Below are 12,554 nucleotides of genomic sequence, written 5' to 3'. Positions count from 1 at the left end.
GGTCAGCGGGCCTGTTTCTTCAGCAGCACAGCCCCGGCCGCCACCAGCACCGGAACCGTGACGGCGAGCGCCAGGAGATCGTTGTGAAGGGTGTCGAACCCCAGGCCCTTGGAGAAGGTGCCCCGCGAGATCGTGACGAAATAGGCAGTAGGATAGAGTCGCCCGACCAGGGCGCCTAAGCCCTGGAGCGATGAAACGGGATCGATCAGCCCGGAATATTGGATGGCCGGGATCAGCGTGATCAGGACCGTGCCGAACAGAGCCGCGATCTGGCTTTTCATGAAGGCCGAGATCACGAGCCCCAGGCCTGTTGTGGCCGTGACGTAGAGCAGGGCGGCGAGCGCATAGGTCGCAAAGCTGCCGGTGAAGGGCACGCCGAAAACGGCGAGCGCAAAGCCGACGAGCAGGAGGAAGTTGCCGAATGCCAGCAGCACGTAAGGCAGCTGCGTGCCGAGCAGGAATTCCAGCCGCGTCACCGGCGTCACATAGAAATTGACGATCGAGCCGAGTTCCTTCTCGCGCACGACCGCGAGCGCCGCCAGCACCGCCGGGATCATGACCAGCAGCAGCGGGATGATCCCGGGTGCCATGGCGACGACGCTTCTGACGTCTGGATTGTAGCGATAGCGCAGCTGGAGCTGGTAGGAGCCGGCGATCGCCGCCTCGCCATAGAGTTCGCGGCCCTTCTGCGCCAGCCAGGTGGCGTGAATCGCTTGGGCGTAGGAGCGCAGCGTCTCGGCGCGGGTGGGGTTGGCGCCGTCGACCCAGGCGCCGATCTCGACACGGTGGCCGCGGCTGACGTCGCGGCCGAAGCCGGGCGGCAATTCGATGGCGAGGCCAATCTCGCCGGCGCGCATGCGGCGGTCGAGGTCGGTATAGTCGCTGATCGGTGGCTTTTCGGTGAAGTAGCGCGATCCCGCGATCTGGAGGCTGTAGTCGCGGCTGATGGCGCTGTCGTCGCGGTCGAGCACGGCGAAGGTCAGGTTCTCGACGTCCAAGCTGATGCCGTAGCCGAGCACGAACAGCAAGAGCATGCTGCCGAGAATCGCGAGCGTGGCGCGGATCGGATCGCGACGCAGCTCGAGCGCTTCGCGCCGGGAATAGGCGAGCATGCGGGTCGGATTGAATGTCGCACTGCGCTTGCGCGGGAGCGCCTTGGTCGTCGCCGCCGGCACGGGCGATGTGAGTGCCGGCTGGCCGGCCGAGTCCCGGGATTCGGCGATCGCTTCCTCCAGACAGGCGATGAAAGCCTGCTCCAGCGTGTCGGTGCCGCGCGCGGCCACGATGGCAGCGGGCGTGTCCGACGTCAGCACCTTGCCTGCATGCATCAGCGAGATTCGATCGCAGCGCTCGGCCTCGTTCATGAAGTGGGTCGAGACGAAAATCGTGACGTTGTCCTCGCGGGAGAGCTCGGCCAGGATCTTCCAGAAGCGGTCGCGGGCAACCGGATCGACGCCAGAGGTCGGCTCGTCGAGGATGAGGATATCGGGCGCATGGATCATGGCGACCGCCAGTGACAGCCGCTGCCGCAAGCCGAGGGGCAGCGCGTCGGGCAGAGTATCGGCGACATCGGCGAGATCGAACCGGATAATCATCTCGTCGATGCGCGCGGCAATAGTGTCCGCCGGCAGCTCGAACAGCCGCGCATGCAGGTCGAGGTTTTGTGTGACCGTCAGCTCCGAATAGAGCGAAAAGCCCTGCGACATGTAGCCGATGCGCCGCCGCACCGACATGTCGCGGGCATCGATCGCCTTGCCGAACAGGCGCGCGTTGCCTTCGCTGACGGGCAAGAGGCCGGTGAGCATCTTCATGGTCGTGGTCTTGCCGCACCCGTTCGAGCCGAGAAAGCCGAAGATCTCGCCCTTCCTGATGCGGAAGCTGACGTCGTCCACGGCGACGAAGTCGTTGAACCGCCGGGTCAGGTGGTCGGCCTCGATCGCGATCTCGTCATGGTCCTCGTTGCGTGGAGGGATGACGACACTGGTGTGATGGTCGCGATCTGCCTCTGGCAACAGACGGATGAACGCGTCGTCGAGCGTGTCGGCGCCGGTCCGTCGCTTCAGCGCGACCGGGGTTCCCGTCGCCAGCACACGGCCGGCGTTCATCGCGACCAGGACGTCGAATTGCGCGGCTTCCTCCATATAGGCGGTCGAGACGATCACGCTCATGCCAGGCCGGCTGTTGCGGATCGAGGCGATCAGTTCCCAGAATTGACGTCGAGACAAGGGATCGACGCCCGTGGTCGGCTCGTCCAGGATCAGAAGCTCGGGATCGTGAATCAGAGCGCAGCACAGGCCCACCTTCTGCTTCATGCCGCCGGAGAGTTTTGCGGCGGGGCGGTCGGCGAAGGCGGTGAGTCCGGTATCGCGCAGCAGGCCCGCGATCCGTCTACTTCGTTCCGCCTTGTCGTGTCCGAACAGGCGGCCGAAGAAGTCGATGTTCTCGAACACCGACAGCGTTGGATAAAGATTCTTGCCGAGGCCCTGCGGCATATAAGCGATGTCGGGGCAGACCGTGCGGCGATGCCGTGAGCTCGCCATGTCGCCGCCGAGCACATGGATGCGTCCTTCCTGGATCGCACGCGCGCCCGCGATCAGGGTGAGCAGGCTCGATTTGCCGACGCCGTCGGGACCGATCAGTCCGACCATGCAGCCGGACGGCAGGTCGAGTGTAATGGCATCGAGCGCCCGGGTCTTGCCGTAGTTCAGGCCCACGCCGTCCAGATGCACCACGCTGCCGACGGCAGCCAATGCATCGGCTGTGGCAATCGCGCTCATCGGGTCAGCTTGATCTTGAGATTGTCGGGCCATTGCGTTGCCGGATCGAACTGCACATAGGCCATCCCCGGCAGGCCGGTCTTCACATGCTCGATATGCTGGCGCAGCAGCTCGGGCGCGATATGCGCCTTGATCCGGAACATCAGCTTCTGCCGCTCCTCCTCGGTCTCGACCGTCTTGGGCGTGAATTGCGCGACGTCTGCGACGAAGGTGGCTCTTGCGGGGATCACATATTGCGGGATGGCATCGAGCACGAGACGAACATCGGCGCCGATCGCGACGCGGCCGGCCTGCGCCGTAGGCAGGAAGAACGTCATGTAGACGTCGCCGAGATCGACCATGTTGAGGACGCGGCCGCCGGCCGCGAGCACCTCGCCGGGCTGCGAGACGCGATACTGCACGCGGCCGTCGCGCGGTGCCTTCAGCACGCTATCATTGATATCGGCGTTGATGCTCTCGATCGCGGCCTTTGCCGCGTCGACCGCGGCTCCCGCATCGATCACCATGGCGCGGGCGGAGCTGATCGCGGCCTCGGATGCTGCGACCTGGGCCCTCGAAGCGGCAAGCGCCGCCTTCGCCGTGGCGTTGGCAGAGCGGTCGTCGTCCAGCACCTGCTGCGACACTGCACTTGTCCTGATTAGCTGCTCGGAGCGATCGAGCTTGCGGCTCGTGGTGTCGAGCTGCGCGACGCGCTGGTCGACAATGGCCTCCGCAGCCTTGCGTTCGGCCTCGCGCTGGTTGACGAGGCTCTTCGCGGTCTCGACATTGATTGACGCGCGCTGGAGCTGCGCTTCGGCCTGGCGACGCTGGGCCTGCAATTGCTCGGTGTCCATCCGCGCCAGAACTTGGCCCGCGGTCACGAAGTCGCCTTCGTTGACCACGATCTCGCGGATTCGTCCTGGCGTCTTGGTGGCGATGTCGATCTCCACCGCCTCGATACGGCCGTTGCCTCGGGCGAAACCCGCGGGAAGTGCATTGGTATCGCGGTGCTGCCAGTAGAAATAGCCGCCGCCCGCAAGGAGGATGGTGATCGCGGCAATGACGCGGCCGGAAGTGAAGTTCATCGGTCCACAACGCCGCGCAGCGGCGCCCACATGTTGAGACACGAACGCCCCACCGCTGATCACGCAGAAGGGCCGGCTCAACATGCAGCGATTTTTGCATCGCAACTTGATGTAGATCAGACGGCAACGAGGTGTGCCTGTCGCTATTTTGGGCAGCTCGTCGCCGCGGCCCGCCCGCCTTGGCTGATCAGGCGGACAGGCAGGCCTAGCTGAACAGATGTCGTCGGCCCACAAGTGAGCCGTGCCGCCTCACTTCACCAGCGGACAGCCACCATCCTTCAACGGTCGGAACGCCTGGTCGGCGGATACCTCGGCGAGCAGCTTGTAGTAGTCCCACGGCCCCTTCGATTCCTCGGGCTTCTTCACCTGGAACAGGTACATGCTGTGCACCATGCGGCCGTCCTCACGCAGCACGCCGTTGTCGGTGAAGGCGTCGCGCACCGGCAGCTCGCGCATCTTGGCCATCACCGTCTTGGTGTCCTTCGTGCCCGCGGCCTGCACGGCCTTGAGGTAATGCAGCGTGGCGCTGTAGGTCGCGGCCTGGTTCATCGTCGGCATGCGCTTGACGCGTTCCAGGAAGCGCTTGCCGAAGGCGCGGGTCTTGTCGTTGAGGTCCCAGTAATAGGCCTCGGTGACGATCAAGCCCTGCGCGAGCTTGAGGCCAAGGCTGTGCACGTCGGAGATGAACATCACGATCGCAGCCAGGTTCTGGCCTCCGGCGACGATGCCGAACTCGCCGGCCTGCTTGATCGCGTTGATGGTGTCGCCGCCGCCGTTGGCGAGCCCGATGATCTTGGCCTTGGAGGCCTGGGCCTGGAGCAGAAATGACGAGAAGTCCGCCGTGTTGAGCGGGTGCTTGACGCTGCCGAGCACCTTGCCGCCCGCCGACTTGACGACGTCGCCGGTGTCGCGCTCGACCGAATGGCCGAACAGGTAGTCGGCGGTGAGGAAGAACCAGGTATCGCCGCCGTTCTTGACGATGGCGCTGCCGACGGTGTGCGCGTTGGCGTAGGTGTCGTAGGTCCAGTGCGCGGTGTAGGGCGAGCAGGATTTTCCGGTGATGTCGGAGCTGGCCGCGTCCGTCACGATCATGATCTTCTCGTACTGCTTCGACAGCTCCATCACCGCGAGCGCGGTGGCCGAGGTCGGCAGGTCGATGATCATGTCGACGCCCTCGGTCTCCCACCATTTGCGGGCGATGGTGGAGGCAACGTCGGGCTTGTTGAGCACGTCCGCCGAGACCATGTCGATCGGCTTGCCGAACATCTGGCCACCAAAATCCTCGATCGCCATCTTGGTCGCCTCGACATTCCCCATGCCGCCGATGTCGGAATAAACGGAGGAGAAGTCGGAGAGCACGCCGATCTTGAGCGGTGCCTGCTGGGCGGAGGTGGGAGAGATCAGCACAGCCGACAGCAGGCCGGCCGCAGACATGAGGGCTGCGATAGGTCTCATGGATACGTTTCCTCTTATATGGGGACTATCCTGTCCCTTTGTCCGACAAAGTTAGAGCTGGGTTCCTGCGGAGTCAATTTGCTCCGGATGCGGCTTTCAGTGATGTAGTTTGACGCACCCAGGGCGAAGTCATATAGTTTGTCGGACAATCGACATTGGAGGCCGTCTTGCCTGTCGCGCCGCTCTTTCGTCCGATCGATATCGCGCCGGCCTATCAGAAGGTCGCCGACGCCATCGAACGCGAGATCGTCAATGGCCGCATCAAGCCGGGCGATCCCATCGGCACCGAGCATGATCTCGTCCGCCAGTTTGGCGTCAACCGCTCGACCATTCGCGAGGGCATCCGTGTGCTGGAGGAGGGCGGGCTGATCCGGCGCGACTCTTCGCGCCGCCTGCACGCCTGTCTGCCGCGCTACAGCAAGCTGGCAAGCCGGCTCAGCCGCGCCCTCGTCCTGCATGAGGTCACCTTCCGCGAGCTCTACGAGGCCTCGATGACGCTGGAAGTCGCCAGCATCGAAGGCGCAGTGGAGCGAGCGACGGAAGACAACATCGCCGAGCTCACCGACAATCTCGCGCGCAGCGAGGCCGTGGTCGGTGATCCCGCGATGCTCGCCGAATGCGACGCCGAATTCCACGTGCTGGTTGCCAAGGCCTCGCAGAACCGCGTGCTCCAGCTCGCGCGCGAGCCGGCCGCGCAATTGTTCTATCCGACCACCGAGATGATCGTGACTGGCGTGGCCGAAGGCGGGCCGCGTCTCGTCGCCGCGCATCGCCATCTGATCGACGCGATCCGTCGCCGCGACCGCGAGGCCGGCGTGCTGTGGACGCGCCGGCACTTGCAGGACTGGCGCCGCGGCTTCGAAAAAATCGCTTCGCTCGATCGCTCGGTCGAGCACATGTACATGGAGCACGCGCAGGCGGCCCGGCGCAGGTAGTGCATGATCCGGAAAAGTGTGAAGCGGTTTTCCGAGAAGATCATGCGCAAAATGAAGACAAGCCTCAAGAATTCAAACGGATTCAACAAACAAAGACGTCACATCGGAGGGACACATGATCAGCGACACCGCAGCCACCATCTCGAAAGCCCGCGAGCATTCCATCGGCGATCTCCTGCGCCGCGCAGGCAGCCGGGAGCCGAACAAGCTCGCGGTGAGCTGCGGCGATGTCAGCTGGAGCTTTGCCGAGATGGACGCGATCTGCAACCGGCTCGGCCGCGGCCTGCTCGGCCTCGGTGTCAAGAAAGGCGACCGTCTTGCGGTGCTCTCGCGCAATTCACATGCCTTCGCGGCGCTGCGCTTTGCAGCGGCACGGATCGGCGCGGTGCTGGTGCCGATCAACTTCATGCTCAATCCGGACGAGATCAATTTCATCCTGAAGAGCTCTGGGGCAAAGCTGCTTGCGAGCGGCCCCGATTTCGTCGAGCCGGCGCGCGCGGCCAGCGGCAAGGATTGCGCCATCGAGAAGATGATCTGGTTGCCGGGCGAGGATCCCGCCATGGCACCTTCGGGCCTCACCACCTTCGATGATCTCCTGCATGCCGACGGCTCGTTCCTGGAGGCGTCCGTCGACAGCCGCGATCTCGCACAAATCGTCTACACCAGCGGCACGGAGTCGCTGCCCAAGGGCGCGATGCTGACCCATGAAGCCGTGATGTGGCAGTATGTCAGCTGCATCATCGACGGCGGCATGAGCGTGGACGACAGGTTCCTGCACGCATTGCCGCTCTATCACTGCGCCCAGCTCGACGTCTTTCTGGGACCGCAAATCTATCTCGGCGCTTCCGGCGTGATCACGGGCAAGCCGACCGCCGACAACATCCTGGCGCTGATCCAGGCGCACAGGATCACCTCGTTCTTCGCGCCGCCGACGATCTGGATCGCGATGCTGCGCTCGCCGAATTTTGACAAGACCGACCTGTCGACCTTGCAGAAAGGCTATTATGGCGCTTCGATCATGCCTGTGGAGGTGTTGCTCGAGCTGCAACGCCGTCTGCCCAACGTCAAATTCTGGAATTTCTACGGCCAGACCGAGATCGCTCCGCTCGCGACCGTGCTGCGCCCCGAGGACCAGCTGCGCAAGGCCGGGTCGGCCGGCAAGCCGGTGCTCAACGTCGAGACGCGCGTGGTCAACACCGCGATGGAGGACGTCAAGGTTGGTGAGGTCGGCGAGATCGTGCACCGCTCGCCGCATCTGCTCTCCGGCTATTACAACGATCCCGTGAAGACCGCGGCGGCGTTTTCCGGTGGCTGGTTTCACTCGGGCGACCTCGCCACCGTGGACGACGAGGGCCACATCACCGTGGTCGATCGCGTCAAGGACATGATCAAGACCGGCGGCGAAAACGTCGCAAGCCGCGAGGTCGAGGAGATGGTCTACCGCATCCCCGCCGTCTCCGAGGTCGCCGTGGTCGGCCTGCCCGATCCGCGATGGATCGAGGCGGTGACCGCGATCGTCGTGGTCAAGAGCGGCGAGACGCTGGACGAAGAATCCGTCATCCAGCATTGCGCCGGCCAGATGGCGCATTTCAAGGTGCCCAAGCGCGTCATCTTTGTTGATAGTCTGCCGAAGAATCCGAGCGGCAAGCTGCTCAAGCGCGAATTGCGTCAGCGCTTCGTCGGCGGCGAGACGCTCGACAAGGCGATCCAGAAGAATTTTGGAACGTGAACGCGCTTTTCGCCTCTCCCGCGCCTGTCCCGCCGAAGCTTTAGCGAAGGCGGATGCGGGCGAGGTCTCCGCGAGTCCCTCCCGTAGGTTTGAAATAAGTCGGCATCCACATCGTCATTGCGAGCGCAGCGAAGCAATCCAGAGTCTTCCCGCGGTGACAGTCTGGATTGCTTCGCTGCGCTCGCAATGACGGGAGGAGGAAACTGCGCGAGTCCCTCTAGCACCATTTCCACGGACGCGGCCCGTCACCCCGGCCCTCTCCCCGTGCAGGGCAAGGAGAGGGGGAAGAACTCAATATTTCTTCACCGCCGCCCCGAAGGCTAGCCACAGCGTCATCGAGACCAGCCCGAAACCGCCGAGCAGCAGGAAGGTCGGGCCGTAGCCGACCCATTGCGCGATCCAGCCGCCGAGCGCGGGACTGAGGCTCGCGCCGACGCCCTGCACCGTGATCACGGCGCCCTGGCCGAGATTGATGCGGCCGGTGCCGTTGAGCGAGCGCGCGACCATGCCGGGGACGGCAACCGTCTGGAGCCCGGTGCCGATGCCGTCGAGCACCTGCATCGGTACGACGCCCCACCATCCCGTGACGAAGAAGGAAAGCACGCCGCGGATGGGCAGGAACATGAAGGAGATCAGGATCACTGGCCAGTAATTGCGCTTGCTCGCGACCTTCATCGCGATCAGCGAGGTCACGATCATCACGCCCTGCGCGATCACGATAGTGGTCGCGACGAAGCTCGGGCCATTGGCCTGGGCGTCGGCCACCGCCGCAAGTCCATAGAGCGGCACGATCGCGGCATTGCCGAGATGGAAAAGGGCGAGCGCGAGTGCCAGCACGAGCAGCGGCTTGTGCTTGAGCAACATCGTCATCGCATCCGGCGGAGCTTTGGAGTCATCCTCCTTGCTGCCGCGCGAGGCTCGATCGTCGATCGCCTTGGCGGGGATCATCAGCACGCAGGCGATCGCGATGGCGCCGAACATGGCGGCCAGCACGAAAACGGCAAAATAGCCAAGCCTGTAGCCGAGATAGCCCGACAGCGCGGCGCCGACCATGTTGCCGGCGTGATTGTACGCCTGGTTGCGACCATTGAGTGCGTTGAAGCCCTTCTGCTTGGCGATGCCGAGCGTGATGCCGGTCACCGCTGGCACGATCGCGGCACTCGCCAGCGATTGCGCGACCTGGGAAAAGGTGACGGCCCAGAAATTTTGCGAGATCAGGATGATTGCGGATGCCAGCACCACGCAGATGCCGGGGATGACGACCCACATGCGCTTGTTGCGGCTGGAATCGATGAAGCCGCCGATCGGCGTCGTGACCAGCATGCCCGCGACATTGCCGACCGTCATCGCGGTGCCGATCAATCCGCTCGCCCAGCCGCGCTCCTGCAGGAAGACGCCGACGAACGGCCCGATGCCCGACTGCATGTCGGCCATGAAGAAGTTGAGCGCGAACAGGGGCCAGATACGAGGTGAAGGGCGCGATGTCATCGAGACGCTGAACGCAATGCTGCCGATCGACTGATCTCGCATGAGGCGGAGACTGCGGGCCCATGGGTGCCCGGGGCGGACTAGAACCTAACCTGCGCTCACCGCGTTGGTTCCGATCGCCCTTGTGATCGCAGAGCCCGCGACGTCATGTCATACTTGCGACAGTCTCAATCAGGATCATGGCCATGCCACTCTGGACCTGCGAAACCTGCGGCGCGCAATTTCCGGACAGCGGACACCCGCCCGCATCCTGTCCCATCTGCGAGGACGAACGGCAGTATGTGGGCTGGAACGGGCAGATCTTTCTGACGCGCGAGACGCTGGCAGAGCGCCACCGCGTCGTCTGGCGCGACGATCTCGGCCTGACAGGGCTCTCGCTCGAGCCGAGCTTCGCCATCGGCCAGCGCGCGCTGCTGGTGCCGCTCGGCGACGGCTGCTTGATGTGGGACTGCGTACCGCTGGCAACGCCGGAGGCGATTGCGCATGTGCGTTCGCTCGGCGGACTGAAGGCGATCGCAATCTCGCATCCGCATTATTATGGTGCGCTCGCCGACTGGAGCGAGGCGTTCGGCGGCGTGCCGGTCTATCTGCACGCAGATGATCGCCAATGGGTGACGCAGCCACATGCATCGATCGTGCACTGGGCTGGCGATCACCATCGCATCTCTGACGACGCGCTGTTGCTGCGCACTGGCGGTCATTTCGCCGGCGCCACCGTGCTGCACTGGCGGCACGGTGCGGACGGCAGGGGCGCGCTGCTCACCGGCGATATTGCGCAGGTGACGATGGATCGCCGCTTCGTCAGCTTCATGTATTCCTACCCCAACTACATGCCGCTCAACGCCGCCGCGGTGCGGCGGATCGCGGCGGCGGTGGAGCCGCTCGCCTTCGATCGCATCTATGGCGCTTGGTGGGACCGCAACATCGGCGCAGGCGCCAAGGCCGCGTTTGCGGCGTCTGTCGCGCGTTATCTGGCGGCCATTGCCTGAGCCTCATGCCGGTTTGGGAGCGCTTGATGTGCCCGAATAACTGTACTATAAGTACATTATTGAGCGCGAGTTTCGGCATGATCGATGCATTGCCAAACGCCGCGCGCATTGCGGTCAGTGAGCGGGAGTTGGGGCCATGACGGCGCAACGCGACTACGAGATATTCGAGGCCGGCGACGTCGCGCTCCAGTCCGGCACCGTCTTTCCCGCGCTGAAGCTCGCCTACAAGACCTATGGAACGCTGAGCCCGGCCAGGGACAACGTCATCCTCTATCCGACCTCGTTCAGCGCGCAGCACGTCGACACCGAATGGCTGATCGGGCCCGACGGCGTGCTCGATCCCACCCGCTACTTCATCATCATCCCGAACCTGTTCGGCAACGGCCTGTCGTCATCGCCGTCGAATACCGCCGGGCCGTTCCCGAAGGTGACCTATCACGACGCGATCGCGGTCCAGCATCGGCTGCTCACCGAACGTTTCGGCATCTCGACGCTCGCGCTCGTCTATGGCTGGTCGATGGGTGGCATGCAGGCCTATCATTGGGCGGCGCTGCACCCCGATATGGTCGAGCGCGCAGCGATCGTCTGCGGCAGCGCGCGCTGCGCGCCTTACAATCATGTCTTTCTCGAAAGCGTGAAGGCCGCCCTGACCGCCGATCCCGCGTTCCGCGATGGCCGCTTCGTCGAAAAGCCCGTTGCCGGCTACCGCGCGATGGGACGCGTCTATGCCGGCTGGGCGATGTCGCACAGCTTCTATCGCGACGAGATTTGGCGCGAAGCCGGTTTCACCTCGCTGGAGGATTATCTCGTCCGTGGTTGGGATGCGGCCTTTGCGCGGCGCGACGCCAATGACCTCCTGGCGCAGATCGAGATCTGGCAGAATGGTGACGTCAGCCGCTGCACCGCATTCGGTGGCGATTTCGACCGCGCGCTTGCCGCGATCAAGGCCCACATGCTGCTGATGCCGGGCGCGACCGATCGCTATTTCGACGTCCGCGACAACGAGGACGAGCTCGGCCGGTTGACCAGCGCAAAATCCGCGCTGTTGCATCCGATCCCGTCGCAGCACGGCCATCGGGCCGGCAACCCCGTGAACAATCCGCGTGATCAGGCTTTCATCAAGGCCGAGATCGCAGCGCTTCTCAGCCGATACGCAGGCATCCGGTCATGACTGACACAACCGTTTCAGAGCCCGGCCATCGCCTGAAACCGCTGACACCGGCGATGCTGCGCCAATTGTCGGTCCGCTCCGACCTCAGGGGCGCGGCGCAGAGCCTCGGCCATTACGGCGCGATTGTGCTGGTGGGCGCGCTGATCTGGATGGTCGTCTCGCGCCATGGCGTGCTCTGGGCGCTGCCGTTGATGGCGGTGCAGGGCTATGTCGTCGCCTTCCTGTTCATGGCGGTGCACGAGACCGCGCACAAGACCGCGTTCAAAAGCCGCGGCCTCAATCTCACTGTGGGCTATCTCTCGGCCTTCATCATCGGATTGCCTTACGAATATTACTGCCTGTTTCACTGGGATCATCACCGCTACACCCAGGATCCGGACAAGGATCCTGAGCTGATCGTTGGCGTGAAGCCGACCTCCGACACCCAGCTCGCGATCGCCTATAGCGGTCTGCTCCAGGTCGCCGGGCGTCTGCGGCTGATGCTCGGCCACGCCGTCAGCGGCAAGGTCGTCGTGCCCTGGATCCCCGAGAGCAAGCGCGCCATCATCGTGACCGAGGCGCGCGCCTATGTCGCGCTCTACGCGCTGTTGCTTGCGCTGTCGCTGTGGCTCTCGTCAGCGCTGCTGCTCTGGGTCTGGATCGTCCCGCTTGCGATCGGGCAGTTCTTCCTGCGGCCCTATCTCTACGCCGAGCATACCGGCTGCGACCGCACCCGCAGCGCCTTCCAGAATACCCGCACGACCTATACCGGCGCGATCGTCAAATGGTTTGCGTGGAACATGCCCTATCATGTCGAGCATCACGCCTATCCCTCGATCCCCTTTCATGCGCTGCCGAAGCTGAACGAGCTCGTCGATGGCGAGATCGTCCATCGCGGCCGCGGCTACATCAGAACGACACGCGAGACCTGGGCCTGGTTTCGGCGGCAGCGGCAAGAGGGCTAACT

Annotated in this window: 9 protein-coding genes; 5 read left to right on the top strand and 4 right to left on the bottom strand. The window is 64.1% G+C overall.

Annotated elements, in window-relative coordinates:
• Positions 1 to 2: 2 nt before the first annotated feature.
• The 3 genes from rbbA to AAE027_RS16715 all read right to left on the bottom strand — a co-directional run bounded on the left by rbbA (position 3) and on the right by AAE027_RS16715 (position 5,296).
• The gene (gene rbbA / locus AAE027_RS16725) at positions 3 to 2,777 is read right to left on the bottom strand and encodes a ribosome-associated ATPase/putative transporter RbbA (protein WP_370987912.1); all 2,775 of its coding nucleotides are present in this window, start codon (positions 2,775 to 2,777) and stop codon (positions 3 to 5) included.
• Positions 2,774 to 3,841 (bottom strand): HlyD family secretion protein, encoded by a 1,068-nt coding sequence (locus AAE027_RS16720; RefSeq protein WP_370987913.1) that lies wholly within the window; start codon positions 3,839 to 3,841, stop codon positions 2,774 to 2,776. Before AAE027_RS16720 ends, rbbA begins: the two co-directional genes overlap by 4 nt.
• Positions 3,842 to 4,090: 249 nt before the next feature.
• A complete protein-coding gene (locus AAE027_RS16715) occupies positions 4,091 to 5,296 on the bottom strand; it encodes an ABC transporter substrate-binding protein (RefSeq protein WP_249758298.1) in 1,206 nt (401 codons plus the stop codon).
• Positions 5,297 to 5,463: 167 nt separating this feature from the next.
• On the opposite strand from AAE027_RS16715, the gene AAE027_RS16710 reads away from it, so the two are divergent.
• Both AAE027_RS16710 and AAE027_RS16705 read left to right on the top strand, forming a co-directional pair.
• Positions 5,464 to 6,231 carry a FadR/GntR family transcriptional regulator gene (locus tag AAE027_RS16710; RefSeq protein ID WP_370987914.1) on the top strand — a complete coding sequence of 256 codons (768 nt, stop codon included), beginning with the start codon at positions 5,464 to 5,466 and terminating at the stop codon, positions 6,229 to 6,231.
• 115 nt (positions 6,232 to 6,346) lie between these two features.
• Positions 6,347 to 7,960 carry an acyl-CoA synthetase gene (locus AAE027_RS16705; RefSeq protein WP_370987915.1) on the top strand — a complete coding sequence of 538 codons (1,614 nt, stop codon included), beginning with the start codon at positions 6,347 to 6,349 and terminating at the stop codon, positions 7,958 to 7,960.
• Between the two features lie 291 nt (positions 7,961 to 8,251).
• Here the strand turns inward: AAE027_RS16705 and AAE027_RS16700 are convergent, their stop codons facing one another.
• Positions 8,252 to 9,448 carry an MFS transporter gene (locus tag AAE027_RS16700; RefSeq protein ID WP_370988016.1) on the bottom strand — a complete coding sequence of 399 codons (1,197 nt, stop codon included), beginning with the start codon at positions 9,446 to 9,448 and terminating at the stop codon, positions 8,252 to 8,254.
• A 185-nt stretch (positions 9,449 to 9,633) separates the two neighbouring features.
• On the opposite strand from AAE027_RS16700, the gene AAE027_RS16695 reads away from it, so the two are divergent.
• The 3 genes from AAE027_RS16695 (at position 9,634) to AAE027_RS16685 (ending at position 12,552) form a co-directional block, all read left to right on the top strand.
• Positions 9,634 to 10,437 (top strand): MBL fold metallo-hydrolase, encoded by an 804-nt coding sequence (locus AAE027_RS16695; RefSeq protein ID WP_370987916.1) that lies wholly within the window; start codon positions 9,634 to 9,636, stop codon positions 10,435 to 10,437.
• Between the two features lie 136 nt (positions 10,438 to 10,573).
• Entirely contained in the window at positions 10,574 to 11,608 is a 1,035-nt protein-coding gene (locus AAE027_RS16690) for an alpha/beta fold hydrolase (protein WP_370987917.1), read from the top strand.
• A complete protein-coding gene (locus AAE027_RS16685; RefSeq protein WP_370987918.1) occupies positions 11,605 to 12,552 on the top strand; it encodes a fatty acid desaturase in 948 nt (315 codons plus the stop codon). Before AAE027_RS16690 ends, AAE027_RS16685 begins: the two co-directional genes overlap by 4 nt.
• Positions 12,553 to 12,554 lie beyond the last annotated feature (2 nt).

The sequence above is a fragment of the Bradyrhizobium sp. DN3 genome, from assembly GCF_041357655.1.
GTDB lineage: Bacteria > Pseudomonadota > Alphaproteobacteria > Rhizobiales > Xanthobacteraceae > Bradyrhizobium.
Note: the sequence above shows the minus strand (reverse complement) of the source record. Positions and strands in the feature narration are given on the sequence as shown.

What these genes read in the sequence shown, in the direction of transcription:
- rbbA (WP_370987912.1), bottom strand. Translation starts at nt 2,777, where the DNA reads ATGAGCGCGATTGCCACAGCCGATGCATTGGCTGCCGTCGGCAGCGTG.
- AAE027_RS16720 (WP_370987913.1), bottom strand. Translation starts at nt 3,841, where the DNA reads ATGAACTTCACTTCCGGCCGCGTCATTGCCGCGATCACCATCCTCCTT.
- AAE027_RS16715 (WP_249758298.1), bottom strand. Translation starts at nt 5,296, where the DNA reads ATGAGACCTATCGCAGCCCTCATGTCTGCGGCCGGCCTGCTGTCGGCT.
- AAE027_RS16705 (WP_370987915.1), top strand. Translation starts at nt 6,347, where the DNA reads ATGATCAGCGACACCGCAGCCACCATCTCGAAAGCCCGCGAGCATTCC.
- AAE027_RS16700 (WP_370988016.1), bottom strand. Translation starts at nt 9,448, where the DNA reads ATGACATCGCGCCCTTCACCTCGTATCTGGCCCCTGTTCGCGCTCAAC.
- AAE027_RS16695 (WP_370987916.1), top strand. Translation starts at nt 9,634, where the DNA reads ATGCCACTCTGGACCTGCGAAACCTGCGGCGCGCAATTTCCGGACAGC.
- AAE027_RS16690 (WP_370987917.1), top strand. Translation starts at nt 10,574, where the DNA reads ATGACGGCGCAACGCGACTACGAGATATTCGAGGCCGGCGACGTCGCG.
- AAE027_RS16685 (WP_370987918.1), top strand. Translation starts at nt 11,605, where the DNA reads ATGACTGACACAACCGTTTCAGAGCCCGGCCATCGCCTGAAACCGCTG.